The sequence below is a fragment of the Enterococcus ureasiticus genome (assembly GCF_001730285.1).
In the GTDB taxonomy this organism is placed as follows: Bacteria; Bacillota; Bacilli; order Lactobacillales; family Enterococcaceae; genus Enterococcus_L; species Enterococcus_L ureasiticus.
This window is the reverse complement of record NZ_MIJZ01000012.1, coordinates 439,952-466,110: the sequence shown is the minus strand read 5'-3', so window position 1 is coordinate 466,110 and position 26,159 is coordinate 439,952. Positions and strand designations below refer to the sequence as shown.

The 26,159-nt window shown below is 38.9% G+C and carries 22 protein-coding genes; 19 read left to right on the top strand and 3 right to left on the bottom strand.

Annotated features, from left to right (window positions below; genetic code table 11):
• Positions 1–112 precede the first annotated feature (112 nt).
• The 5 genes from BCR21_RS08185 to BCR21_RS08165 all read left to right on the top strand — a co-directional run bounded on the left by BCR21_RS08185 (position 113) and on the right by BCR21_RS08165 (position 9,244).
• Positions 113–1,402: a glycoside hydrolase family 125 protein gene (locus tag BCR21_RS08185; protein ID WP_069645973.1), complete on the top strand. Its 1,290-nt coding sequence runs from the start codon at positions 113–115 to the stop codon at positions 1,400–1,402.
• Positions 1,403–1,426: 24 nt separating this feature from the next.
• Positions 1,427–4,117: an alpha-mannosidase gene (locus tag BCR21_RS08180; RefSeq protein ID WP_069645972.1), complete on the top strand. Its 2,691-nt coding sequence runs from the start codon at positions 1,427–1,429 to the stop codon at positions 4,115–4,117.
• Positions 4,118–4,135: 18 nt separating this feature from the next.
• The gene (locus tag BCR21_RS08175; RefSeq protein WP_069646038.1) at positions 4,136–5,005 is read left to right on the top strand and encodes an ROK family protein; all 870 of its coding nucleotides are present in this window, start codon (positions 4,136–4,138) and stop codon (positions 5,003–5,005) included.
• Positions 5,002–6,297 carry a family 20 glycosylhydrolase gene (locus BCR21_RS08170; protein WP_069645971.1) on the top strand — a complete coding sequence of 432 codons (1,296 nt, stop codon included), beginning with the start codon at positions 5,002–5,004 and terminating at the stop codon, positions 6,295–6,297. Before BCR21_RS08175 ends, BCR21_RS08170 begins: the two co-directional genes overlap by 4 nt.
• Positions 6,298–6,493: 196 nt before the next feature.
• A complete protein-coding gene (locus tag BCR21_RS08165) occupies positions 6,494–9,244 on the top strand; it encodes an endo-beta-N-acetylglucosaminidase (protein ID WP_069645970.1) in 2,751 nt (916 codons plus the stop codon).
• Between the two features lie 80 nt (positions 9,245–9,324).
• Here the strand turns inward: BCR21_RS08165 and add are convergent, their stop codons facing one another.
• Positions 9,325–10,332 carry an adenosine deaminase gene (add, locus tag BCR21_RS08160; RefSeq protein ID WP_084013267.1) on the bottom strand — a complete coding sequence of 336 codons (1,008 nt, stop codon included), beginning with the start codon at positions 10,330–10,332 and terminating at the stop codon, positions 9,325–9,327.
• Positions 10,333–10,525: 193 nt separating this feature from the next.
• On the opposite strand from add, the gene BCR21_RS08155 reads away from it, so the two are divergent.
• From BCR21_RS08155 to BCR21_RS08090, 14 genes are all read left to right on the top strand, one after another.
• Positions 10,526–11,011 (top strand): AmiS/UreI family transporter, encoded by a 486-nt coding sequence (locus tag BCR21_RS08155; protein WP_069645968.1) that lies wholly within the window; start codon positions 10,526–10,528, stop codon positions 11,009–11,011.
• Positions 11,012–11,189: 178 nt separating this feature from the next.
• Positions 11,190–12,203: a LacI family DNA-binding transcriptional regulator gene (locus BCR21_RS08150; protein WP_069645967.1), complete on the top strand. Its 1,014-nt coding sequence runs from the start codon at positions 11,190–11,192 to the stop codon at positions 12,201–12,203.
• A 137-nt stretch (positions 12,204–12,340) separates the two neighbouring features.
• Entirely contained in the window at positions 12,341–13,642 is a 1,302-nt protein-coding gene (locus tag BCR21_RS08145) for a pyrimidine-nucleoside phosphorylase (protein WP_069645966.1), read from the top strand.
• An 18-nt stretch (positions 13,643–13,660) separates the two neighbouring features.
• On the top strand, positions 13,661–14,323 hold the full coding sequence (gene deoC / locus BCR21_RS16840; RefSeq protein ID WP_069645965.1) for a deoxyribose-phosphate aldolase: 663 nt from the start codon (positions 13,661–13,663) through the stop codon (positions 14,321–14,323).
• Positions 14,324–14,347: 24 nt separating this feature from the next.
• Positions 14,348–14,743: a cytidine deaminase gene (locus tag BCR21_RS08135; protein WP_069645964.1), complete on the top strand. Its 396-nt coding sequence runs from the start codon at positions 14,348–14,350 to the stop codon at positions 14,741–14,743.
• 250 nt (positions 14,744–14,993) lie between these two features.
• Entirely contained in the window at positions 14,994–16,091 is a 1,098-nt protein-coding gene (locus BCR21_RS08130) for a BMP family lipoprotein (protein ID WP_069645963.1), read from the top strand.
• Between the two features lie 180 nt (positions 16,092–16,271).
• Positions 16,272–17,837 carry an ABC transporter ATP-binding protein gene (locus BCR21_RS08125; RefSeq protein WP_069645962.1) on the top strand — a complete coding sequence of 522 codons (1,566 nt, stop codon included), beginning with the start codon at positions 16,272–16,274 and terminating at the stop codon, positions 17,835–17,837.
• Positions 17,830–18,963, top strand: coding sequence for an ABC transporter permease (locus tag BCR21_RS08120; protein ID WP_069645961.1), 1,134 nt, complete (start codon positions 17,830–17,832; stop codon positions 18,961–18,963). The genes BCR21_RS08125 and BCR21_RS08120 overlap by 8 nt, the downstream gene beginning before the upstream one ends.
• Positions 18,963–19,925, top strand: coding sequence for an ABC transporter permease (locus BCR21_RS08115; RefSeq protein ID WP_069645960.1), 963 nt, complete (start codon positions 18,963–18,965; stop codon positions 19,923–19,925). The genes BCR21_RS08120 and BCR21_RS08115 overlap by 1 nt, the downstream gene beginning before the upstream one ends.
• Positions 19,926–20,014: 89 nt before the next feature.
• Positions 20,015–21,181: a phosphopentomutase gene (deoB, locus tag BCR21_RS08110; protein ID WP_069645959.1), complete on the top strand. Its 1,167-nt coding sequence runs from the start codon at positions 20,015–20,017 to the stop codon at positions 21,179–21,181.
• A 10-nt stretch (positions 21,182–21,191) separates the two neighbouring features.
• Complete coding sequence (locus tag BCR21_RS08105; protein ID WP_069645958.1) at positions 21,192–22,010, top strand: purine-nucleoside phosphorylase; 819 nt, start codon at positions 21,192–21,194, stop codon at positions 22,008–22,010.
• Positions 22,011–22,036: 26 nt separating this feature from the next.
• Complete coding sequence (gene deoD, locus BCR21_RS08100) at positions 22,037–22,744, top strand: purine-nucleoside phosphorylase (RefSeq protein WP_069645957.1); 708 nt, start codon at positions 22,037–22,039, stop codon at positions 22,742–22,744.
• Between the two features lie 266 nt (positions 22,745–23,010).
• A complete protein-coding gene (locus BCR21_RS08095; RefSeq protein WP_069645956.1) occupies positions 23,011–24,201 on the top strand; it encodes an iron-containing alcohol dehydrogenase in 1,191 nt (396 codons plus the stop codon).
• 33 nt (positions 24,202–24,234) lie between these two features.
• Positions 24,235–24,570 carry a hypothetical protein gene (locus tag BCR21_RS08090; protein WP_069645955.1) on the top strand — a complete coding sequence of 112 codons (336 nt, stop codon included), beginning with the start codon at positions 24,235–24,237 and terminating at the stop codon, positions 24,568–24,570.
• 48 nt (positions 24,571–24,618) lie between these two features.
• Here the strand turns inward: BCR21_RS08090 and gpmA are convergent, their stop codons facing one another.
• A complete protein-coding gene (gene gpmA / locus BCR21_RS08085) occupies positions 24,619–25,305 on the bottom strand; it encodes a 2,3-diphosphoglycerate-dependent phosphoglycerate mutase (protein ID WP_069645954.1) in 687 nt (228 codons plus the stop codon).
• A 209-nt stretch (positions 25,306–25,514) separates the two neighbouring features.
• Complete coding sequence (locus BCR21_RS08080; RefSeq protein ID WP_069645953.1) at positions 25,515–26,102, bottom strand: recombinase family protein; 588 nt, start codon at positions 26,100–26,102, stop codon at positions 25,515–25,517.
• Between the last annotated feature and the right edge of the window lie 57 nt (positions 26,103–26,159).

Genomic DNA, 26,159 nt, shown 5'->3' with positions numbered 1-26,159 from the left:
ATAGAAAGAAAAAGAGTTCAATTCAAAAATGTTTGATAAAACAGTAGACAAAACGCTTTCATTAGCATATACTTTCGTTGTGAAATGATATATCAACTATCAGGAGGTAAGTATGACTTATAAAAAAATACCCGAATCGGTTCAAGAATTTATGAATGAGATTACTCAATTGTGTGGAGAAGAACATGCTGGCTGGGCTGAAAATTTTAATGCAGCTTTTGCAAATACACTGACCACAACGGTGAAAAGACAAGCGGATGGCACCACTTTTTTATTAACAGGTGATATTCCTGCAATGTGGCTGAGAGATTCAACTGCTCAAGTTCGTCCTTACTTAGTTATCGCAAAAGAAGATGATGAACTAAGAGACATGATCTGCGGACTGGTCCAACGGCAATTTTACTATATCACGATCGATCCATATGCGAATGCATTCAATGAAACGCCAAATGGTGCTGGACATCAAACCGATCATACTAAGATGGATCCATGGATTTGGGAGAGAAAATATGAGATTGATTCATTATGTTATCCTGTTCAGTTAGCTTATTTATTGTTTAAAAATACTGGTAGCAAAAAGCAATTCGATGAAAATTTTGTTGAAGGCGTGAAAAAAATTCTGACTGTATTTGCGACAGAACAAGAACACCAATATTCTCCTTATACATTTGAACGAGATACAACTCGATTAGAAGATACGCTTCCAAATAACGGTCGAGGCAGCGAGGTCGGCAAAACAGGAATGACGTGGTCGGGTTTCCGTCCTAGTGATGATGCTTGTCGCTACGGCTATTTAGTTCCATCAAATATGTTTGCAGTGGTTGTTTTAGGATATATCGAAGAAATTTTTACAGAGATATTATCAGACCCGCAATTGGTGAAACAAGCGGCTTCACTTAGAAAAGAGATCGATGCAGGAATTAAAGAATACGGAAAAACAGATAATCAAGGTGGAGAACTTGTATATGCGTATGAAGTAGATGGCTTAGGGAACGCCAGCATCATGGATGATAGCAATATTCCTAACTTACTTTCAGCACCGTATCTAGGTTATACAACAATTGATGATTCGGTTTACCAAGCAACGCGTAAAACGGTTTTAAGCAAAGAAAATCCTTATTTTTACGAAGGAAAGTGTGCAAAAGGAATTGGAAGTTCTCACACCCCAGAAAATTATATTTGGCCGATCGCCCTTGCAATGGAAGGGATGACCACAAAAGATAAGGCAGAAAAAGAACGGATTTTGAATTCTTTAGTTGCAAATGATGGTGGAACTCATTTAATGCATGAAGGATTTGATGTGGATAATCCTGCGAACTATACACGGGAATGGTTCTCGTGGGCAAATATGATGTTTTGTGAATTAGTGATGGATTACTTTGACATTCGAGTAGAGGGATAAAAGAAGGAAATGGAGCGTAAAATCATGAAGAAAAAAGTTTATATCATTTCGCATTCTCATTGGGATCGTGAATGGTACATGCCTTACGAACAGCACCATATGCGATTAGTCGAGCTGATGGATGATGTGTTGGAGCTGGCTGAAAATGATCCAAACTTTAACAGTTTCCATCTAGATGGACAAACGATTATTTTAGATGATTACTTACAAGTTAGACCAGAGCAAAAAGCGGCCGTTCAAAAAGCGATTACAGATGGAAAATTGCGAATTGGGCCATTTTATATCCTGCAAGATGATTTTTTGATCAGCTCTGAATCTAATGTCCGTAACATGCTGATTGGTAAAAAAGAGAGCGAAAAATGGGGACCGGCAGTTAAATTAGGTTACTTCCCAGATACCTTTGGCAATATGGGACAAACACCACAAATGATGAAGCAGGCAGGTTTAGATGCAGCAGCTTTTGGAAGAGGCGTAAAACCAGTTGGCTTTAACAATGAAGTATTGGATGATGAAAATTACACGTCTCAGTATTCTGAAATGTGGTGGCAAGGACCTGATGGCAGTACTATTTTAGGCTTGTTGTTTGCTAATTGGTATAGTAATGGTAATGAGATACCAGCTGAAAAAGAAGCTGCTTTAGCTTTTTGGACACAAAAATTGGCGGAAGCCGAAAAGTTTGCGTCTACTGATCACTTGCTGATGATGAATGGCGTCGATCATCAACCGGTTCAAAAAGACGTTACAAAAGCAATCGCCTTAGCGAATGAACTATTTCCTGATTATGAATTTATCCACTCGAATTTTGATGAGTATTTAGAACAGATGGGCCAAGATTTACCAGAAAAAGTTGGAACGGTTCATGGAGAATTAACGAGTCAAGAGACAGATGGATGGTTTACTTTAGCGAATACGGCTTCAGCGAGAGTTTATTTGAAACAATGGAACACGAAAGTAGAACGACAACTAGAAAATGTGACAGAACCACTCGCTGCAATGGCCTATGATTTAACGCAAAGTTATCCTCATGATCAACTAGATTATGCTTGGAAATTATTGTTGCAAAACCATCCACATGACAGTATTTGCGGGTGTTCTGTGGATGAAGTACACCGTGAAATGATTCCTAGATTTGAAAAAGCAGATGAAGTTGGGAAGTTTTTAGCTGAAGAAGCATTGACCCATTTGGCTAAGGCAGTTGATACAGAAAAATTCCCAGAAGCGAGTCATCCGTTTGTTGTGTTCAATACATCTGGCTATCAGAAATCAGAAACTGTAAAAGTAAAAGTAGAAATAGAGAGAAAACAATTCAGAGAAGGGATTCCTCATGAACTGTGGGAAGAACTTTCTGAAAGTGAGACGCCAATAGTTGAAGTAGTCGACTCAGAAGGACAAATAATACCAGCCCTGATTTCAAATCCTGAAGTTAGTTTTGGCTATGATTTACCTAAAGATCGTTTTAGAGTACCGTATATGGCTAAATATGTCGAGGTTGAGATGGCAATAAAAGATATGCCAGCCTTTTCATGGAATACTTTTGCACTACAAGAAACGGAAACACAAGTAAAAGAAACAGATTCAATGATCAAAGATTCAGAAAAGTATGTATTGGAAAACAGTTGTCTAATCGTCACGATCAATGAGGACGGTACGGTAAAAGTCATAGACAAATCTTCAGGCAGAGAATATGACAAGTTATTGACGCTCGAAGACACAGGTGATATCGGCAACGAGTATATTTTTAAACAACCAGAAGGTGCGAACCCTATTTTATCTGGTGGACAACCAGCAGAAATTTCTGTAGTTAAAAATGAATCATTTGTGGCCCAAGTTAAAATTATCCAACGTATGATGTTGCCAGAAGCGGCAGAAGATTTGTTGGAGCAAGAACAAAAAGCTGTAGTTGATTTCCGTTATCGAAAATCTGGACGTTCATCAAAACTGAAAGAAGTAACGAGCGAAACCCTCTTGACGATGGAAAAAGATTCTACTCACTTACGTTTTGAAACGACCTTTGATAATCAAGTGAAAGATCATCGTCTGCGGATGCTATTTCCAACAGGAATTCAAACTGATACACATGAAGCTGACAGCATTTACGAAGTGGTTACAAGACCTAATCAAGTTAGCAAAAGTTGGGAGAATCCAACAAATCCTCAACATCAGCATGCATTTGTCAATATTCATGATGAAAAATCGGGCGTGACCGTTTCTAATTTTGGTTTGAATGAATATGAAATTTTACCTGGAAATAATACGATTGCTTTAACACTTTTAAGAGCTGTTGGAGAAATGGGTGATTGGGGATATTTTCCAACGCCAGAAGCACAGTGTTTGGGCCAACATACATTTAATTATGGTATCGATTTTCACGGAGAAGAAGCAACTCGATATGCTACTTATCAACGAGCATATGCGGCACAAATTCCTTTTAGTGTGAAGCAAACAACCAAACATGCCGGTCAATTAAAGGCTAAAGATACTTATTTAACTGTCAAAGGCCAAACTTTTGCTGTAACAGCAATGAAAAATAGTGAAGATAATTGTATGCTTGTTGTCAGAGGCTTTAATATGAGTGGAAAACAAGATGAAATTGAACTCGAAAAAAATACTAGTGAAGCATCTTATTTATTGAATTTACTAGAAGAAAAGCAACCTGAGAAAGTAATGAAAACTCTAAATGCTTATGAAATTCGCACAATTGGGTTTGACCGATAAGAAGGAACGGTGATTTTGATGGAGTATTATGGATCAATCGAAGCTGGCGGCACAAAATTTGTTTGTGCGGTAGCGGATGAAGAATTAAAAATTGTTGAACGAATCAGCATACCTACGACAACGCCAGAAGCGACGTTGACTCAAGTCGATGCATTCTTTGGTGCATATCAATTAAAAGCTCTCGGAGTAGGTTCGTTTGGGCCAATTGAGGTCAATCGTCAATCAAGCACTTACGGTTATATTACATCTACGCCGAAACCGGGCTGGAAAAATGTAAATCTTTTAGGCGCATTAAAAGAACGTTACGATATCCCGATAGCTTGGACTACGGATGTCAATGCGGCAGCTTATGGTGAGATGCATTTAGGTGCTGGGAAAAAAACGCAAAGCTGTATCTACTTAACAGTAGGCACGGGTATTGGCGGCGGTGCTGTTGTGAATGGTAATGTTTTGCAAGGATTTAGTCATCCAGAGATGGGGCATATCTCTGTTCAGCGCTATAAAAATGATGGATTAGAAAGTACGTGTCCTTACCATGACAATTGTCTAGAAGGTCTGGCTGCTGGACCGGCTTTAGAAAAAAGAACAGGAGTCAAAGGCCAATTATTGGAGATAGATCATGATGTTTGGGAGATCGAAGCTTTTTATCTAGCTCAGGCTTTGATGAACTACACATTAGTGCTTTCGCCAGAAAAAATTATCTTGGGCGGCGGTGTAATGAAACAAACGCACCTTTTCCCAAAAATTCGTGAATCATTACAGCAACAACTAGGTAGTTATGTTTCGCTACCTAATTTAGAAAATTATGTTGTCGGCTGTGATTTAGGCGATAATAGCGGAACGATGGGCTGCTTGTTGTTGGCAAAGGAACAAAGAGGTCTAGAATGAAACAGCCTAGAATATCTTCTTTAGCTAAGCTACAAAAAATCTACTTCTTTTTAGATCAGTCTTTTGCGAAAGAAAAGGAAAAAATTGCCTATCTATACTCGCAGTTATTAAATAAAAAAATCTACTTTGTAGAGACAGTTGAAGAAGCTCAAGTTGTCGTTAACTCTTCCCCAAATTTGAAAGCATCTTTTATTCTGAATGAGGGAGAGACAGTGGTGATACAAGCTAGATGTTCGTTGACAGCTTTTCGAGCCACTATGTACCTAGCAAAGCTATTAAAAACAGACGCTGAAATCAAATCAGGAACATTTCACGACGGTTTGGCTGAGCGGATAATTATGTTGGATATTGGCAGGAAATATTTTTCCCCTTCAGGGCTACGTCTGATTTTGGAGCAAATGGCGTTACATGGATTTAATTACTTACAGTTGCATTTTTCCGAGAACACTGGTTTTCGGATTGAATCAGAGAATTATCCAGAGCTAGTTTCAGAAAAATATTTAACAACTACTGAAGTAAAAGAACTGATTCGTTATGCTGAATATCTATCGATTGAAATTATTCCTGATATTGATACGCCGGGACATATGGAGCACTTGTTGAAAGAATCTCCCGAGTGGCAATTATCTATAGAAAATAAGTATGGAGAAATCCACAAAGTTTCGTCTGCCTTAGACATCACAAACGAACAAGCTGTAGCATTCTCACTTTCGCTGTATCAGGAATATATGCTGTTATTTGCTGGCAGTCGATATTTTCATATTGGTGGAGATGAGTTTGTTGATTTTGATCAGATTAAACAGTATCCTGCATTGGCGGACGAAGGAATAAAAAAATTTGAAGCGTATGTCAATACCGTTGCGGATTTTGTTAAAGGTCACGGTTTTATTCCTAGAGTTTGGAACGACGCATTTTTCAGAAGGGGTAAAAGCTCTACACTGACAAAAGAAGTTGAGATCACCTACTGGACTAAGTGGCAAAAACAAATGGCCCCTGTGCAAACGTTTGTGGATGAGGGCTATTCCGTCATTAATTTCAATGATAACTATCTCTATTACGTACTTGGAGAAAATGCGGGATACACGTATCCGACAACTGAGAAAATAAAGCAAGAGTGGCGTCCAGATTTATTTGCTTCACAACAGCAGATACCCTCAGAACAACAGAGCAAAATCAAAGGCGCTGCGTTGGCAGTCTGGTGTGATAAGCCGGAAGCGAAAGACGAAAAAGAGATAATAACAGATCTTGAAAAATTAATGGAAGGTCTCTCTTTTCATTTGTATAACGTTTAATCAGAGGATGGCTGAAATATAAAGCGTAAAGCTTAATGTTTCAGCTTTTTTTATGGCGGGTCATGAAAGAAACCTATGCTTTTTGATATAAATACTATAGTTTGTCTATTTATAATCAATAAAGAAAGCGTTAACATTTTGTGTAAGAATGAATAATGCTGGAATTTTAGGCAAATGACCAAAGGAGGTTCATTCATTGAAAAGAAAAACTTTGAAAAGTGTGTTTTGCTACTCAGCTACCGTGCTTGCTCTTACGTTTGGAGCAAATCTGTTGTTTACGCCAAATGTTTACGCAGAGTCATATGAATCAAGAACCAATAAGGATAGTGGTATTCCATTGTTTGATCAAGTACCAGAATCGACGGCCTTATTTCCTGAAACATTATTGAATTGGAATCCCAAAAGTGATCCAGATGCACCCTTTAATGTTTCCAAAGTTCCTTTAAGTACACGAGTACAAGGAAAGAAAATGAATCTTGATCAAAGTACCGAAGCAAAAGTATTATCAATCGCAATTGTAAACCAGCATACAAAAGGAACGCCATCTCAAGGTGGAACGGATAAAGCCGTGTATAATTTTACAAATTGGCAATATGTTGACACATTAGTTGCGTGGGCAGGTTCTTCTGGTGAAGGGATCATTGTTCCGCCGAGTGGAGATGTGACCGATTCGGCGCACAGAAATGGCGTGCCTGTAGTTGGAACGGTATTTTTCCCACCAGAAGCTTATGGTGGTAAGAGTGAATGGGTAGAACAATTTGTGCAAAAAGACCGGAAAGGTAATTTTCCGATGGCGGATAAGCTGCTGGAAATGTCTTCAAGCTATGGCTTTGATGGTTGGTTTATCAATCAAGAAACCAATGTCAATGAACAGACAGCCAGCGCTATGAAAGAGTTTATGCTTTATTTACAAGCTCGCAAACCAAAGAATCAGCAGGTTATTTGGTACGACTCTATGATTCCAAGCGGCAATGTAGCTTGGCAAGGAGCGTTGAATGACACGAACCAAGGGTATTTCCAAGAAGGTAAGAAGCGTGTTTCAGATAAGATGTTTATTGATTTCCGTTGGCAAGGACTTGTTTCATCCAGAGAAAAAGCAGCTCAATTAAAACGTGATCCATACGATCTTTTTGCTGGAATCGATGTACAGGCTAACGGTGTAAATAGTAGACGCAAACCAAGCAGTATCATGGGAACTGATGGCAATCCTCTCGTTTCTTTAGGACTTTATTGTCCCGATTGGACGTTAAGAGATGGCGGACAATATGATATTGATCGTTATTGGGAAAATGAAAAGCTACTCTGGATAAACCCGCAAGGAGATCCTCGCGCTGTGGAAAGTCCGAAAACTGAATGGCAAGGAGTCTCTCGCTATTATGTAGAAAAAACACCAGTAACAAGTTTGCCGTTTCTAACGAATTTTAATGTGGGAAATGGGGATGCTATTTATAAAAACGGTACGAAAGTTAAGGAAGGAACCTTTAACAACCGTAGTATTCAAGATGTTATGCCAACCTATCGCTGGGTCATTGATAATGATGAAGAGAACCAATTAGAAGCTGCGATCAGCTATGAAGATGCTTTTAATGGCGGTTCTTCGATCAAGCTAACAGGTCAGATGACAGCGGACAAACAAACCTTTATCAAGTTATATGCTGCCCAAGTAAAAGTGACTGCGTCAGATACAGCAACTGTTGTGACCAAAGGAGCAGACGAAACCTCATTAGTTTTAGAGCTAAAAGGAAAAGAACAACCGCTAACCATTCAAGGGACGCAACGACCTCTAGAAAATGGTTGGGTAGAAACGACGTATTCGTTAAAACCAGCAGCTTGCCAAACAATCACAACAGTTGGCTTGAATCTAAAAAATGCCCAAACAGAAGCGGCTTCGATTTATTTAGGTCAATTAAGAATGGGCAAAGAAAAAGCTACTCCGGTTAGTGCGATCAGTAATCTTACTTTTTCAGGAAAAACAATTGTTGATGATTTGACTGAAAGCATTCGGATGCATTGGGATACAAAAGGCAAGAATACTGCATCTTATCGCATTTATCGAGAGGTAGATGGTCAGCTACAGTTTGAAGGAGAGACGGCTAACACGTCGTACACATTATTAAATCAAGAACGAACAGGAGATACTGCGACGTATCAAGTGATTCCAGTCGATCATTATGGTCGTGAAGAACAACGAAAAGGTGCCGCAGCCGTTTATACGTTTGAAGCATTGAAAAAACCTGAGATAACGATCAATGCCAGTAACACATTGATTTCAGTGGGCGAAACGATTACCTTATCAGCAGATGTTTCAAAATCGACAGATACAGTCAGTTGGGAAGTAGTTGGGGCAACACCTGAAAGTGCATCAGGCAAGGAAGTATCTCTATCTTTTGCTAAAGCAGGCATATACACGGTAAAAGCAATTGCGGCAAATGCAACAGGCGAAACGGAGAATATCAAAGAAAACTATCTTCATGTTTATGATCAAAATGCAGGAATCAAAATAGAAAATCTTTCTACCTTACCAACGACAACCGCTACTCAAGGTTCTGGGTATACCAATGACCGTGAAAGTTATCGTTTTGCTCTGGATGGGAATTTAAATACAAAATGGTGCGATAATGGTAGTGAAAAGCCATGGATGATCGCGGATCTTGGAGCACTGAAAACAATTTCGGGTTTTGAGCTTTTCCACGCTGGGGCAGGTGGTGAGAGTCCAGAATGGAATACTAGAGACTATGATATTTCTGTGAGTAGTGATGGCAATGACTGGACAACCGTTGTTCAGCATCGAGGGAACACAGCTAATAGCAGTAAAGATGCGATTGGACTGGTTGAAGCGAGATATTTCAAACTTTCTCTAGAAAAAGCAGAGCAAAATGGAAAAACAGCAAGAATTTATGATTGGCAGATTATTGGCGTTAATCAAACAGGAATCATCAAACCGTAAGTATGAAGTTAATCTGAACAAAAAAAGGCAGAATGGATCGAAATTAAAGATCCATTCTGCCTTTTTTAGCGGTCGTTCAACTAATAATTGTTCGTTAGTTGATCATGAAGAATTTGTTTTTCACTTTCAGAAATAAAAGCTCCATTAACTGCATTATGATTCAATTGTTCCATATCAGCATATGTAATGCCGTACCATTCATGGAGTTTCATATATTCATCTGTTAACGTTGTATCTGATACTGTGCGATTGTCTGTGTTGACACAAACCTGAATGCCAGCGTCAAGAAATGCTTTAAAAGGATAGTCTGCTAATTTAGTGACAGTCTTTGTTTGAAAATTGCTGGTTGGACACATTTCGATCAAGATATTTTTATCCTGTAATAAGGAAAAATATTCTGGTGTGTCCTTTACAGCGATACCATGTCCGATTCGTTTAGCACCTAAATGAATTGCGTCGGCAACATTTTTTCCACACCTGCATTCGCCTGCGTGAAGAGTCAATGGGATATTCAATTGGTTGACAAGCCCCAGTGTTTCTTCAAAAGTGTATGGCGGGAAATCAATTTCATTTCCTGCAAGATCGAATCCAGCAATACCGTCTGTTTTAAATTGTTCAGCCAAATAAACGATTTTTTCGATATCTGCTAACTCTTCATGGCGCATGCCGCATAAGAGCGCATTGCTTTTTACGTCAAATTCTTGTTGCCCATATTCGAGGCCAGCTAAAACGGCTGTTACGATTTTAGGTAAAGAAAGTCCTTTTTCAGTGTGGAGAGAGGGTGCAAAACGAACTTCGATATAGCGAATATTTTCTTCAGCTGCTTGACTGATAATGTCAAACGCAGCGGCTTTTAAAGCGGCTTCTGTTTGCAAGCAAGACAAAACTAAATCAAAACGTTCTAAATAATCATTTAAATTTTGGCAATCGGCAGGTGCTACTAGTAGATTTTTTAATTGTTCGTTATCTGCGGGCAGTGAAATACCTTGGGGCTCTGCGATTTTTCGTAATGTTTCTGGACGGATAGAACCGTCTAAATGACAGTGCAACTCTATTTTTGGTAGTTTTTTGACATGCTCACGTTTCACGATATCATCCTCTCTTTTCTTGTAGAACGATTACTCTTGTTCGATATGTATTTTGAAGACTTTAACACGCAGAGGTGGCTCTGTCAATAAGTGGAAGAGGCGCTTTGAAAGTAGAGTGGTTTTTTCATACATTTTAAAGTAAAATAGTCCAGTAGAAAACGATCTTTTTAGATTACTTATTGGAGGGATTTTTTTGTTAGGAGTAGGTTTATTATTTGTGGCGATCACGCTAATCAGTAATGGCTATTGCGGTTTAGTTGGAGTGGATAAAAAATCAACAGGCTTGATCAACTTATTTACAGGAAGTTTGTCTTTTATCATTAATACGATTTACCTAATTAGAGGTGCTTATTATGATGCAGGAACAGGCTATTTATTCGCGTTTACCTATTTGATGGTTGGGGTGATTTATGTCTTTGGTCTGGACATGCGGATTTACGGGATATTCGCTTTATTTGTTGCGGTGAATACGATTCCGGCAGCGTATATTTCCTATATAGTAGATGGTGATTGGCGATTTGCTCTGATTTGGTTATCTTGGGGGATTTTATGGCTGACGGGATTCATTGAATATGTCTTGAAAAAGGAAATTGGTAAACCTGTATTGTATTTTGCTATTTTTGAAGGGATCGTTACTTGTTGGATTCCAGGTCTTTTAATGCTAACCAATAATTGGTAAAGATCAGGAATAGAGAGGGAAACGAAACAGTTAACTGAGTATTTTTGGGTTAAGTTTAGGTGTTTTTTTAGTTAAGCTATTTTATTTTATCAAATTCTGATAAACTAGAACCATTCAAAAAGTAATTTGAAAACGTTGACATGGTTGGTAGGTCTTGTCAACGAAGGGAGAATGAAGTATGAAATTGACCATTAAAGAAATTGCGGATATGGCGGGTGTATCGGTGACGACCGTATCTCAAATCATCAACAACAAAGGTAGCCGATTCAGTGAAAAAACGAGAAACAAAGTCTTATCTGTAGTAGAAGAATATGATTATAAACCGGATTATTTTGCATCGAACATCATTACCCGACATTCGAAAACGATTGGTATGGTCGTACCTGATGTGACCGACTTTTTCTTTGCTAAAGTGATCGAGGGTGTCGAAACATATCTAAATTCGTTAGGCTATATGATTTTATTATGTAATTCCAAGCATGATGAAGATAAAGCAGCACAGTACGTAACAGAACTTGTTCATCGCTCAGTTGACGGGATTATTTTTGCAACACCTAATATTTTACCTGCTAATCACATTTTGCGTAATAAAAGCAAACGGAAAGTCCCTGTGATTCTCGTCGATCGCGGCATCAATCCAAGAGAAAGTGGCCGCTTGATCGTGAAAGAATATGAGGGCGCTTATCAGGCGGTGAATTCATTGATCGAACAAGGTCATAGGCATATCGCGATGCTGAAAGAAAATGATGGTTATTATCAACTGACTGAAAGAGTGACCGCTTATCAACATGCACTAAAAGATCATGGAATCCCAGTCAGAGAAGAGTACATGAGTAGTGGAGATTTGAATTTAGGTGGCGGTTATCTAGCAGCTAAAAATGTATTGAAGAATTCCAGAATTACAGCTATCTTTTGCGGGAATGACGAAATGGCGATGGGGGCTTATCAGGCGATTGAAGAATACGGTAAGAAGATTCCTGATGATATTTCTATTATTGGATTTGATGGGTTGGAAATTTCGGAATATTTGGTGCCAGGTTTAACGACGGTTTATCAACCTAGCTTTGATATTGGCTTTTATGCAGCGCAATTTTTAGTGGAGGCAATCAATCATCCAGAGAAAAAAATACCGAATAAAATTTTTGATACAACATTTATTTTAAGAAATAGCACGAAATCGATTGACAATTAGAGTGTTTTGATTTAATGTTCGTGTTATAAGCGTTTTCATTTTATGTAAGCGTTAGTAAACTGTTTTACTAAAAGGTTTTAACCTGAATGGTTTTAGTGTATAATACATCCTTGGGGATTGATTCGGAGGAAAAAAGCATGAGAATGGTAGATTTGATCGAGAAAAAACGTGATGGACAGGTCTTAACAGATGCAGAAATTCAATTCATTGTTTCCGGCTATACCAAAGGGGATATTCCGGATTATCAGATGAGCGCATTTTTAATGACTGTTTTTTACAAAGATATGACGGATAAAGAAATTACGACCCTGACATTAGCTATGGCAAATTCAGGTGAAATGATTGATCTTTCATCGATTCAAGGCATCAAAGTAGATAAGCATTCCACGGGTGGCGTTGGGGACACAACGACCTTGATTTTAGCACCGCTTGTTGCAAGTGTGGGTGCGAGTGTTGCTAAAATGTCCGGCAGAGGACTGGGGTATACCGGTGGTACGTTGGATAAGTTAGAAGCGATTCCTGGATTTCATGTAGAAATACCAGATGAAGAATTTATTCGTTTGGTAAATGAAAGCCATGTAGCGGTCGTTGGTCAATCAGGTGATTTAGCCCCAGCTGATAAAAAACTATATGCATTGCGTGATGTTACTGCAACAGTTAATTCAATTCCGTTGATTGCAAGTTCTATCATGAGTAAAAAAATTGCATCAGGTGCTGATGCGATCGTGTTGGATGTTACGACAGGCGAGGGTGCTTTTATGAAAAACATTGCTGAAGCACGCCGCTTAGCTGAAACAATGGTTCGGATCGGCCGCTTAGCTAATCGTCAGACGATGGCAGTAATCTCAGATATGTCCCAACCGCTAGGTGAAGCAATCGGCAATAGCTTAGAAGTTGTTGAAGCAATTGAAACACTTCAAGGCAAAGGACCAGAAGATTTGATGGAAATGTGCTATATCTTAGGTAGCCAAATGGTTGTTTTAGCTAAAAAAGCTGACACATTAGAAGAAGCGCGTGCAATGCTAAAAGAGGCACTAGAATCAGGTGAAGCACTGGATAAATTCCGTGAGATGATCCGTAATCAAGGTGGAGATGATAGCATCATCGATCATCCTGACCGTTTATTAACAGCCAAATATCAAATAGAATTACCAGCCAAAACATCGGGAGTTGTGCAAAAAATCGTTGCAAATGAAATTGGTATTGCCGCGATGCTTTTAGGTGCAGGTCGCGCAACGAAAGAAGATTCAATCGACCATGCAGTCGGAATCAAGCTCCATAAAAAAGTTGGTATGCCTGTTGAGACAGGTGAGTCATTGCTTACTATCTATTCAAATTCAGAATCAATTGAGGACGTAAAAGAACTTTTATATAAAAATATCGAAATCGGCAGTTCTGGAACTGAACCTGAGCTGATTCATGATATAATAACAGCATAAAGGATGTGTAAAAAAATAATGGAAGTAAATCAAATGATTGACCACACTATTTTAAAAGCAAATGCGAAAAAAGAGGACGTTTTACGAATTGTTGAAGAAGCGAAAAAATATGAATTCTTCTCAGTTTGTATCAATCCATGTTGGGTTGCTTTAGCAAAAGAACACTTGGCAGGAACTTCTGTTGATGTTTGTACGGTGATTGGTTTTCCTTTAGGAGCCAACACGTCAGAAGTAAAAGCCTATGAAGCGGCAGATGCCATCAATAATGGTGCAACAGAAGTCGATATGGTTATTAATGTCGGTGCGCTGAAGTCTAAGCAATACAAAAAAGTTTTAAAAGATATTCAAGCAGTTGTTGATGCAGCGAAAGGTAAAGCCTTAGTTAAAGTAATCATCGAGACGGCTTTACTTACAGATGAAGAAAAGGTCAAAGTTTGTGAACTTGCGAAAGAAGCAGGTGCAGATTTCGTCAAAACATCAACTGGCTTTTCAACAGGCGGAGCAACTGTAGCCGATGTTAAACTGATGCGTGAAACAGTAGGACCGGATATGGGTGTAAAAGCTTCTGGTGGTATCCATAATGAAGCAGAGGCAATTGCTATGATAGAAGCAGGTGCTACACGTATCGGAACAAGTGCTGGTGTTGCAATCATGGAAGGCGCTACCGGAGCAGGTTATTAATCTAAAAAAGAAAGTGGCGGACAAATGACAGCAAAACAAGAATGGCTAGCTATTGCAGATGATGCATTAACAAAAGCATACGTACCTTACTCTCATTTTCCAGTGGGGGCTTGTCTCGTTACCAAAGAAGGACAAACTTATCAAGGTGTCAATATCGAAAATGCTTCATACGGATTGACAAATTGTGCCGAACGAACAGCGATTTTCAAAGCTGTTTCAGAAGGTGAACGCGAGTTTCAACATATAGTGATTGCAGGAAATACACCTGAGCCGATCTCTCCGTGCGGTGCATGCCGCCAAGTGATGGCTGAATTTTTTGCGCCTGAAATGCCGGTTACATTAGTCGGTGAAAATGGTGTGACTAAAGAAATGACTGTCGGCGAATTATTGCCATATGCATTTACAGAAAAAGATTTATGAGATCTAGCTACACGAATCAAACCTCTTCTTAATTGCATAAAAACACAAAGAACAAAGTAATTTGATGTTGAAAAGTACAAGACAAACGAAGAGAGAGTTGTTTCATTATTGCTTAGAAACACAAAGAACAAAGTGATTTGATGTTGAAAAGTACAAGACGAACGAAGAGAGAGTTGTTTCATTATTATCTTGTTTCATTCAGTCATCCGGCTGTTGAAAATATAAAACTATTTTAGGGGGCTTTACAGAGATGAAAAAAGCAAAATTATTTGGTTTTGGCTTGACTGCACTGGCATTAACACTTGTGTTAGCGGCATGTGGCGGGGGTAAAAAAGATTCAACAGATGGAAAATCAGCAGATGGAGACGCAGATCATAGCGTTGTTATCGTTACTGATATTGGCGGGGTAGATGACCGCTCGTTCAACCAATCAGCTTGGGAAGGTTTACAAGCTTGGGGTAAAGAACATGATTTGAAAAAAGGAGCAGATGGATTTGACTACATTCAATCAAACGATGCTTCAGAATACGTAACAAATATTGATACAGCCGTTTCTAACGGATTTAAAACAGTCTTTGGTATTGGCTATCTATTAGCGGATTCTATCAGTACTGCAGCTGATGCAAATCCAGATACACAATTTGGTATCATCGATAGTGTCATCGAAGGAAAAGACAATGTAGTATCTGCAACATTTAAAGATCAAGAAGCATCATACTTAGCTGGTGTAGCAGCCGCATATACAACAAAAACAAACACTGTAGGATTTATCGGTGGTGAAGAAGGCGCGGTTATTGACCGTTTTGAAGCTGGTTTCCATCAAGGTGTAATCGATACAGCGAAAAAATTGGACAAAGACATCAAAGTTGAAATCGAATATGCTGCTTCATTTGGAGATCCTGCTAAAGGGAAAGCATTAGCTGCTTCTATGTACCAAAAAGGCGCAGATATCATTTTCCACGCTTCAGGCGGTACAGGCCAAGGAGTCTTCCAAGAAGCAAAAGACTTGAACGAAACAGGTTCAAAAGACAAAGTTTGGGTTATTGGTGTAGATAGTGACCAAGATAAAGAAGGTAAATACAAAACGAAAGACGGTAAAGAAGATAACTTCACTTTAACGTCAACACTTAAAGGTGTAGGTGCTGCAGTACAAGATATCTCTAATCGTGCATTAGAAGATAAATTCCCTGGTGGCGAACACTTAGTTTACGGTTTGAAAGACGGCGGTGTTGATTTGACAAAAGGTTACTTGTCAGAAGAAGCACAAAAAGCTGTTGATGCAGCGAAAGAAGAAATCATTGCTGGAAAAATCACTGTTCCAGAAACACCAAAAGAAGTAAAAGAATAAATGTCTCTGCTTAGCGCTGTGGTAGTAGCAGCGCTAAGATTTTCTTAAGTATTTAAAGAAGGAAAGCGAATCATATACCTAGTCATTTTCTTTCTTTAAGTGCCTAAAAGCTACTTTATTGTTAAGAAGTACCGTATTAATAGATGATGTAAGTGATTAAATTGTTAGGAAGTGAAAAATGTGGCTCAGGAAAACTATGTAATTGAGATGCGCAATATCACTAAGCAGTTTGGAACATTTAAGGCTAATGATAATATCAACTTAACTGTCCGGCCTGGAGAAATCCATGCATTGCTTGGAGAAAATGGTGCAGGGAAATCGACCTTGATGAATATTTTATCTGGTTTGTTAGAACCAACATCAGGTGAAATCTTTATGAACGGTTCAAAGGTAACGATCAATGGACCAACCGCAGCGAATCGTTTAGGAATTGGGATGGTGCATCAGCATTTTATGCTGGTTGATGCATTTACTGTAACTGAAAACATTATTCTAGGTAGCGAACCGACGAATGCTGGTGTATTGGATCGCAAAAAAGCAACGGCTGAAATCGAACGGGTTTCTGAACAATATGGTTTATCCGTGGATCCGAGTGCTTATATTCGTGATATCTCTGTAGGCGCACAACAACGAGTAGAAATTTTGAAAACGTTGTATCGTGGAGCCGATGTCTTGATTTTCGATGAGCCAACAGCTGTTTTGACTCCTCAGGAAATCGATGAATTGATGGAAATAATGCGTGGACTTGTTCAAGAAGGCAAATCGATCATCTTGATTACACATAAATTAGATGAAATCAAAAAAGTAGCAGATCGTTGTACAGTTATTCGCCGTGGTAAAAGTATTGGTACAGTCAATGTTAAAGATGTTTCTTCACAACAATTAGCAGATATGATGGTAGGACGTTCTGTTTCATTTAAAACAGAAAAGAAAGTAGCAGATCCTAAAGAAGTCGTTCTTTCGATCAAAGATTTGGTCGTTAAGGAAAGTCGTGGCTTAGAAGCAGTCAAAAGCCTTAGTCTAGATGTACGAGCTGGTGAAGTAGTCGGGATTGCTGGGATTGACGGGAATGGACAAACAGAATTGATTCAAGCGCTAACTGGATTACGTAAAGCGGAAAGTGGCTCAGTTGAGTTGCGAGGAACGGCGATTACGAACAAACAACCTCGTGTGATTACAGAAGCAGGTGTTGGACATGTGCCGGAAGACCGTCATAAATATGGATTGATTTTGGATATGACATTAGCTGAAAATATTGCGTTACAAACTTACTATAAAAAACCATTAAGTAATACAGGCGTTTTGAATTACAATCAGATCAACTCATACGCTCGTAGATTAATTGAAGAATACGATGTTCGAACAGTAAATGAATTGGTTCCTGCTAAAGCATTATCAGGAGGAAATCAGCAAAAAGCAATCATTGCGCGAGAAATCGATCGTAACCCTGATTTGTTGATTGTCTCTCAACCGACTCGTGGATTGGATGTTGGAGCGATTGAATATATCCATAAACGTTTGATTGAACAACGAGATAAAGATAAAGCGGTATTGGTTGTTAGTTTTGAATTAGATGAGATTTTAAATGTTTCTGACCGTATTGCAGTTATTCATGCAGGAAAAATCGTCGGAATCGTTGATCCAAAAGAAACAAGTGAAAACGAATTAGGGTTATTAATGGCTGGTTATTCATTAGAAGAAGCTAGAGCCGAATTAAGTCAAAAGGCGGGTGAGGCAGTTGAATAATCGATCAGAAAGAATACGGAATATTTTAGTTCCTATTTTATCAGTATTGATGGGATTTATTCTCGGTGCAATTATTATGTTGATTTCAGGTCAAGATCCGATTGCTGGATACCAAGCGATGCTTAAGACTGCATTTCAAAGTCCAAAAAGTATCGGGGAAATTTTTGTAACAGCAGGACCGTTGATTTTTACTGCATTAGGATTTGCGGTAGCAAATTCAGCCGGTTTCTTTAATATCGGACTTTCAGGTCAAGCATTATGTGGCTGGGTAACAAGTATTTGGGTGGCACTTTCGATGCCCGACGCCCCTCGGATGGTCGTTTTACCCTTAGCCATTTTGACCGGTGCATTAGCTGGAGCAATGGCGGCGGCTATTCCAGGATTGTTACGTGCTTTCTTTGGTACAAGTGAAGTAATCGTTACGATCATGCTGAATTACGTTTTTCTTTATACAAGTACCCACATTGTTAATAATGTAATGTCAAAAGATTTGATGACCAATAAGGGTGTTACAAAAGTAATTGGTGAAAATGCCAGTTTGCGTACAGGATTCTTGAAAGAATTGAGTAGCGGCTCACGTTTGAACATTGGTATTTTTATGGCTCTTATTTTCTTAGTTTTAATTTGGTTCCTGATGAAGAAGACAACCTTGGGTTACGAGATTCGTTCAGTTGGGTTGAATCCATTCGCTTCAGAATATGCTGGGATGAGCAGTAAACGGACAATCGTGATGTCAATGGTGATTTCTGGAACATTAGCTGGTCTTGGTGGTGTTGTTCTAGGTTTAGGAACATTTGGCAACTTCTTTGTTCAAGGTTCTTCATTGAGTATCGGATTTGACGGAATGGCTATTTCCTTACTGGGAGCAGGAAGCTCAGTCGGGATATTCTTATCGGCGATCCTCTTCAGTGTGTTGAAGCTAGGCGGACAAGGAATGCCACTTCGTGCTGGTGTTCCAATTGAACTAGTGGATGTCGTAATTGCGGCGATCATTTTCTTTGTTGCAATTAACTATTTAATTCGCTTCTTATTAGCAAAAGCTTCAGGTAGCAAAAAAGAAGTAGCGATTGTGGAAGAATTAGTTGGAAAATCAGATCCGACAAGTCAAGAAGGAGGAAAAATCTAATGGATATTGCATTAATCGCTGTATTAGCGCCGATTATTACACAAACTTTGGTTTATTCTACTCCTTTAGTTTTCACGGCTTTGGGTGGGACTTTTTCCGAGCGCGGTGGTATTGTAAACGTAGGGCTTGAAGGAATCATGGTGATGGGAGCCTTTAGTTCGGTTGTATTTAATTTAACCTTTGCTGAAACCTTTGGTGCGGCAACACCTTGGCTTGCTTGTTTGGTCGGTGGTGTGGTTGGGATGCTGTTCTCACTGCTTCATGCAGTTGCAACGATCAATTTAAGAGCAGATCATATCATCAGCGGAACCGTGGTCAATTTGATGGCACCAGCTTTAGGGATTTTCTTGATTAAAGTAATTTATGGAAAAGGCCAAACAGATACAATCACAGAATCCTTTGGTTACTTTTCATTTCCAATATTGAAGGATATTCCGATTTTAGGTGATTTATTCTTCAAACAAACGACTTTGCCAGCTTTTGTGGCGATTTTAGTTGCCGTTCTTTCTTGGTTTGTATTGTTCAAAACGCGTTTTGGGTTACGCCTTCGTTCAGTAGGTGAAAATCCACAGGCAGCAGATACACTTGGAATCAATGTGTATGTCATGCGTTATGCAGGTGTTTTGATTTCAGGCTTTTTAGGTGGTATCGGCGGCGCAGTCTTTGCTCAAACGATCGCTGGTCGTTTTGCAGTCACAACAATTGCTGGACAAGGATTTATTTCAATGGCAGCGATGATTTTTGGTAAATGGAATCCGCTAGGTGCAATGGGTGCGGCTTTATTCTTCGGTTTCGCTCAAAATATCAGTATTGCTGGATCAAATTTACCAGTAATTTCATCAATACCAGCTGTTTATTTACAAGCAGCGCCGTATGTTTTGACCATTATTGTGTTGGTTGTTTTCTTAGGAAAAGCTTCTGGACCAAAAGCAATTGGAAAAAATTATATCAAATCTAAATAAAGTAGTATAAAAGGGCGGGGCTATGGGACAATTTCTGAAGTCATGCCCTTTTTATCAATAGTAAGTAAAAATAAGAAAGAAGGATGGTTATGTTTAAACGTGTGCATTTAATAGTTATGGATTCTGTCGGAATCGGGGAAGCACCTGATGCTGAAAAATTTGGTGATGTAGGCAGTGATACATTGGGTCATATTGCCAAAGAAGCAGGTTTGACGATTCCTAATTTAGAAAATCTAGGTCTGGGAACGATCGCACCTCTTCATAATGTCGAAGCAGTAGCAGATCATAAAGGCTATGCAACAAAACTAGAAGAAATTTCGGTAGGAAAAGACACGATGACAGGACACTGGGAAATCATGGGCTTGAATATTCAAAAACCTTTCCGAGTATTTCCAGACGGATTTCCAGACGAATTATTAAAACAAATCGAAGAATTTTCAGGACGTAAAATTGTTTGTAATAAACCCTATAGTGGTACAGCGGTTCTAGACGATTACGGCAAACATCAAATGGAAACAGGTGATTTAATCGTTTATACATCTGCCGACCCAGTATTGCAGATCGCAGCACACGAAGAAATTATTCCGTTGGACGAATTATACCGAATTTGTCAGTACGTTCGTGATATTACCAAAGATGAACCGTATATGATCGGTCGTATCATTGCTCGTCCATATGTTGGTGAACCAGGGAACTTTACTAGAACAAGTAACCGTCACGATTATGCATTAGATCCATTTGGACATACAGTACTTGATTCGTTGAAAGATAACGGCAAAGAAGTGATCGCTGTTGGGAAAATCAATGATATTTTCAATGGTCAAGGCATTACAGATTCTGTTCGTACGAAAAGCAATATGGATGGTGTCGATCAACTACTTAAGGTGATGAAACGTGATTTTGAAGGATTAAGTTTTACTAACTTAGTTGATTTTGATGCATTATATGGTCACCGTCGTGATGTAGTTGGTTATGCTCATGCGATCGAAGCCTTTGATTTGAGACTTCCAGAAATCATCGATTTAATGGAGGAAGATGATCTGCTGATGATTACAGCTGACCACGGGAATGATCCAACTTTCCCTGGAACAGATCACACAAGAGAGTACGTTCCATTATTAGTTTACAGTAAAAAAATGAATGGACAAGGTAGCTTGCCGCAAGGTCATTATGCTGATATTTCGGCAACTGTGGCTGAAAACTTTGCTGTTCCAAAAACAGAAAATGGCGAAAGCTTTTTAAATAAACTGGTATAGGAGAGAAACGATGACAAAACTAGGTGAGATGTTAAAAGAGACAACGGCATTTTTAAAAGAAAAAGGCGTTGGAGAAGTTGAGTTTGGCTTGATTTTAGGTTCTGGTTTAGGTGAGCTGGCAGACGAAGTAGAAGATGCCATTGCCATCCCTTTTTCAGAAGTACCTCATTTTGCGGTTTCAACGGTTGTTGGACATGCTGGTAAGTTAGTTTATGGTACACTTTCTGGGAAAAAAGTATTAGCGATGCAAGGTCGTTTTCATTATTATGAAGGCCATTCAATGCAAAAAGTGACGTATCCAGTTCGTGTGATGGCAGCAATGGGTGCTCATTCAATCATAGTAACTAATGCTGCGGGCGGCGTAAACGAAAACTTCACACCAGGGAATTTGATGTTGATCACGGATCATATCAACTTTACTGGAGATAATCCATTGATTGGGGAAAATGATGAAGCTATGGGACCACGTTTCCCTGATATGAGTCATGCTTATACACCTGAATACTTTGGAATTGCTAAAAAAGTAGCAAAAGAACAAAATGTACCGTTGCAAGAAGGTGTTTATATGGGGTATTCTGGACCAACTTATGAAACACCAGCTGAAATCCGGATGTCTCGTGTGATGGGGGCCGATGCAGTTGGTATGTCGACAGTATCCGAAGTCATCGTTGCAGCACATAGTGGGTTGAAAGTCTTAGGGATTTCATGTATCACAAACTTAGCTGCTGGTATGCAAAGTAGTTTAAACCATGCAGAAGTTGTAGAAACGACTGAGCGTGTTAAATCTCAATTTAAAGAATTAATCAAAGCAACATTAGCTGAACTATAAAAGTTTCATTATAAAGGAGAAAAAATATGAGTGTTCATATCGAAGCAAAACAAGGTGAAATAGCAGATAAAATTTTATTACCGGGAGATCCGTTACGTGCAAAATACATTGCCGAAACATTTTTAGAAAATCCAGTATGCTACAATCAAGTAAGAGGAATGTTAGGCTATACAGGTACCTATAAAGGCGAACGAGTTTCTGTTCAAGGAACTGGGATGGGGATGCCTTCTGCAACTATTTACGCCCATGAATTAATCAATTCTTATGATGTGAAAAAATTGATTCGTGTCGGTACTTGCGGTTCGATTTCTGAGAAAGTCCATGTGAGAGATTTAGTGATCGCTCAAGCAGCAGCGACACCTTCTTCAATGATCCGTAATGATTTCCCTAAATATGATTTTCCGCAAATCGCTGATTTTGATTTGTTGTTGAAATCATATACAACAGCAAAAGAAAAAGGCTTTGTTACTCATGTGGGAAATGTTTTGTCTGATGATGTCTTTTATAAAGATAGTATGGACGGCGTTTTTGAGCTAGGTAAATTAGGCGTCCTAGCAATTGAGATGGAGGCTGCAGCATTATATTATTTAGCAGCAAAATTTGATGTACAAGCGTTAGCGATCATGACCGTTAGTGATAGTTTGGTAACGGGTGAAGAAACAACTGCTGAAGAACGTCAAACAACATTTAATGATATGATCGAAGTAGGATTGGAAACGGCGATCAATAGTTAATAATCAGAAGAGGCCGAGACCAAAGTGTTTAGCTCCAAGAAATAAGAGGGAATTCACGAAAATTGCTCTTCAAATTTTTGTGAATTTCAGCTTATTTTTGAAGGAGTTGCTTTTTTCTCGCCGTTTATTTGGATTTAGAGCGTGACACAAAACTGATTTTTCGTTTTGTCCCACGCTCTTTATTTACTGAGAGCAAAACAAGAGACGTTTCAGAGATCTTGTTCTATCATAGAATACGAAACCTAAATTGAATGGAGGAATAAAAATTGGATAATTTTAGATTTTATGTACCCACAGATATTCGTTTTGGGAAAGACCGTTTGGCAACAGAGCTGACGGATGTGCTAAATACTTACGGCAAAAATGTACTGTTAGTTTGCGGTGGCGGTAGTATCAAGAAAAATGGATTATATGAACAAGTCATCAACTTGCTTGAGAAAAATCAAAATAAAGTGATTGAATTGAGTGGTGTAGAACCAAATCCTCGTATCGAAACGGTTAGGCGCGGTGTAGCGTTATGCCGTGAAAATGATGTGAATGTAATTTTAGCTGTAGGTGGCGGTTCAACGATTGATTGTTCTAAAGTGATTGCAGCGAGCTTTTACAGTGAGGAAGACCCTTGGGAAGTTATAGTAGGACGCAAAGGATTCCAAGGTGCTGCTTTACCGATTGTTACGATCTTAACTTTAGCAGCAACAGGCAGTGAAATGAATATTGGAGCTGTCATCACAAATTTAGCAACAAACCAAAAATTAGGTGTTGGTGGACCCGCAATGATGCCGAAAGTTTCATTTTTGGATCCAACCACGACATTTACTGTACCAGCTTATCAAACAGCTGCAGGTTCCGCTGATATCTTAAGTCATCTATTTGAAAGTTATTTCAACATAACGGAAGGGACAGATGTACAAGACTTTGTTTCAGAAGGATTGATGCGTGCGGTCATTAAGAATTGTCCGATTGCACTTTCTACACCTGACAATTATGATGCCCGTGCTAATCTGATGTGGTCAAGTAGTTTAGCGTTGAATGGATTGACAAGAAACGGCAAACATGGTGTTTGGTCATGTCATGCGATGGAACATGAACTAAGTGCTTTTTATGATATTACTCACGGAATTGGGCTAGCTATTTTAACGCCGCGTTGGATGGATTATGTTCTTTCTGAAAAAACGGTGACTAAATTTGCTCAGTTTGCTCATAATGTTTGGGGAATTGTTGAAGAAGATCCAATGCTTGCAGCGAAAAAAGGGATTCAAGCAACATATGATTTCTTCAAAGCGTGCGATATTCCTATGACATTACCAGCTGTTGGGATCGATGAGGAAAAATTTGGAGAGATGGCCAAACAAGCTGTAGCCCACAGTACAATCAAAACAGATGCTTTTGTTCCTTTAACAGAATTAGATGTTGAAGCAATTTATCGAGCATGTTTAACGGAATCTAGTTTTGTGTAACTAAAATGAACTACTTGAGAAGGGAATAATTCTATGAAGCAGTTGTTTGATGAAACATATTCCGAAAATCGAACGCTTTGGTATGCTTATTTCAAAGATATAGAACAACCAGATTTAATTGAAATGATCGATCAGATTATTCGAACTGATTTGAAAGCATCTAACGATGTTTTAGCTACAAGTTGGATATTTTACCGTGAAGAGTTACAAAAAGATGCGCTACAAGAGGGAGTGAGATCCTCGATCATGGTACGTTTGGTGGATGGACAATATTATGTGCACTATAATATGTCTGATTTTGAATTTGTAACACAGCGGGAAGCTATCGCAAATTGGCTGCAGCACTTAAAAGATGATTTAGAGAAATAAGTAAAAAAGACTCCCGAAACTTTCCAGTTTCAGGAGTCTTAATTTTTTTTATAAGTAGTATTTTTTAGCTACTGTTAGGTCGTCGTTTAATTCATAAACAAGTGGTTGACCTGTTGGGATTTCAAGATCCATGATATCTTCATCTGAAATACCTTCAATATGTTTTGCTAAAGCACGTAAAGAGTTACCGTGAGCTGCTACTAAGACCGTTTTGTTGTCTAATAAAGCAGGTGCAATTTCGTCTTGCCAGAATGGCAATGCACGTTCAAGAGTAACTTTTAAGTTTTCTCCACCAGGAATATCGCGTTGGTCTAGCATTGCATAACGACGATCATTTGCTGCAGAACCTTCATCAGTTACTTCCATCAATGGAGGTAAAGTATCATAAGAACGACGCCAAATGTGTACTTGGTCATCTCCGTATTTTTCAGCAGTTTCTTGTTTGTTTAAACCTTGCAATTTACCATAATGACGTTCGTTTAAGCGCCAAGATTTGATTTGTGGAACCCATAATTGATCTGAGTTTTCTAAAAGTAAGTTACATGTTTTGATAGCACGAGTTAATACAGAAGTATACGCTACATCAAATTCAATTCCAGCTTCTTTGATTTTGCGGCCGCCTTCGATTGCTTCTTCAACACCCTGTGGTGCTAAATCTACGTCAGCCCAACCTGTAAATTGATTCAACGCATTCCATTCACTAAGTCCATGACGAGAAAATACTAATTTTGGCATGTATAGCTCTCCTTTGAGTTGTAGTTTCTGAAACTTTCATTTCCTGTTCTATTGTACACCGTTTTAAAATAGATTTCCATTGTAAATTAGTAAAAAATACTGGAAATCCCAGCTAGTATAGTTCGGTCACGCTAGCTTAATCTGGGCGAAGTGGAACAAATAAGAAGAGTGCAGCCTAATGACTGTACTCTTCTGGAGAATTACTCTGACTACTCTTGAGAAATCTTAGCAATATCCGCTTCAGATAAATTGATGTATTTGTAGCAAGTTCCGACAGAAACATTGCATTTTGAAGAAATGAATTGGATTGTTTCCTTCTTTTCGTGATACAAGTGTCGGATTTTTTTTACGGTTCTTGTATCTATTTTAGGCCGTCCACCAATCTTGCCTTTTCTTCGGGCATTGTTCAATCCGATTAAAGTACGCTCCGTGATTAGATCGCATTCCATCGTCGCCAAACCGTTCATTAACTTGAAGTAAATTTCCCCCATTGGATGCCGAGTGTCGATTTCTTCATCAAGGCTGACTAAATGAATACCGGAGCCTTTGAACGCTTGTGTCAGCTCAGTCAGTTGACGTGTAGAGCGTCCTAGACGGTTTAAACGGCAGATGACTAAGGTGTCGCCCGCGCCTAAACTATTGAGAACAGTCTCAAGCTCAGAGATGGGAGGATTGTCATTTGTGACGTCGAAAGATTCATGATAAACTTCGTTGCAACCGAAGTCAGATAAGATTTTGATCTGAGCATCTAAATCATTGTCAGTGATTGTTGTACGTGCATAACCAATTATTTTCATCGTTCGTCCTTTCTAGTAAAAAAGTAAAATAGGATACTAAAAATGTAGCATATAAAC

Excerpts from the sequence above, each read along its gene's own strand:
- BCR21_RS08185 (WP_069645973.1), top strand. The coding sequence starts at position 113 with ATGACTTATAAAAAAATACCCGAATCGGTTCAAGAATTTATGAATGAG.
- BCR21_RS08180 (WP_069645972.1), top strand. The coding sequence starts at position 1,427 with ATGAAGAAAAAAGTTTATATCATTTCGCATTCTCATTGGGATCGTGAA.
- BCR21_RS08175 (WP_069646038.1), top strand. The coding sequence starts at position 4,136 with ATGGAGTATTATGGATCAATCGAAGCTGGCGGCACAAAATTTGTTTGT.
- BCR21_RS08170 (WP_069645971.1), top strand. The coding sequence starts at position 5,002 with ATGAAACAGCCTAGAATATCTTCTTTAGCTAAGCTACAAAAAATCTAC.
- BCR21_RS08150 (WP_069645967.1), top strand. The coding sequence starts at position 11,190 with ATGAAATTGACCATTAAAGAAATTGCGGATATGGCGGGTGTATCGGTG.
- BCR21_RS08145 (WP_069645966.1), top strand. The coding sequence starts at position 12,341 with ATGAGAATGGTAGATTTGATCGAGAAAAAACGTGATGGACAGGTCTTA.
- deoC (WP_069645965.1), top strand. The coding sequence starts at position 13,661 with ATGGAAGTAAATCAAATGATTGACCACACTATTTTAAAAGCAAATGCG.
- BCR21_RS08135 (WP_069645964.1), top strand. The coding sequence starts at position 14,348 with ATGACAGCAAAACAAGAATGGCTAGCTATTGCAGATGATGCATTAACA.
- BCR21_RS08130 (WP_069645963.1), top strand. The coding sequence starts at position 14,994 with ATGAAAAAAGCAAAATTATTTGGTTTTGGCTTGACTGCACTGGCATTA.
- BCR21_RS08115 (WP_069645960.1), top strand. The coding sequence starts at position 18,963 with ATGGATATTGCATTAATCGCTGTATTAGCGCCGATTATTACACAAACT.
- deoB (WP_069645959.1), top strand. The coding sequence starts at position 20,015 with ATGTTTAAACGTGTGCATTTAATAGTTATGGATTCTGTCGGAATCGGG.
- BCR21_RS08105 (WP_069645958.1), top strand. The coding sequence starts at position 21,192 with ATGACAAAACTAGGTGAGATGTTAAAAGAGACAACGGCATTTTTAAAA.
- deoD (WP_069645957.1), top strand. The coding sequence starts at position 22,037 with ATGAGTGTTCATATCGAAGCAAAACAAGGTGAAATAGCAGATAAAATT.
- BCR21_RS08090 (WP_069645955.1), top strand. The coding sequence starts at position 24,235 with ATGAAGCAGTTGTTTGATGAAACATATTCCGAAAATCGAACGCTTTGG.
- gpmA (WP_069645954.1), bottom strand. The coding sequence starts at position 25,305 with ATGCCAAAATTAGTATTTTCTCGTCATGGACTTAGTGAATGGAATGCG.
- BCR21_RS08080 (WP_069645953.1), bottom strand. The coding sequence starts at position 26,102 with ATGAAAATAATTGGTTATGCACGTACAACAATCACTGACAATGATTTA.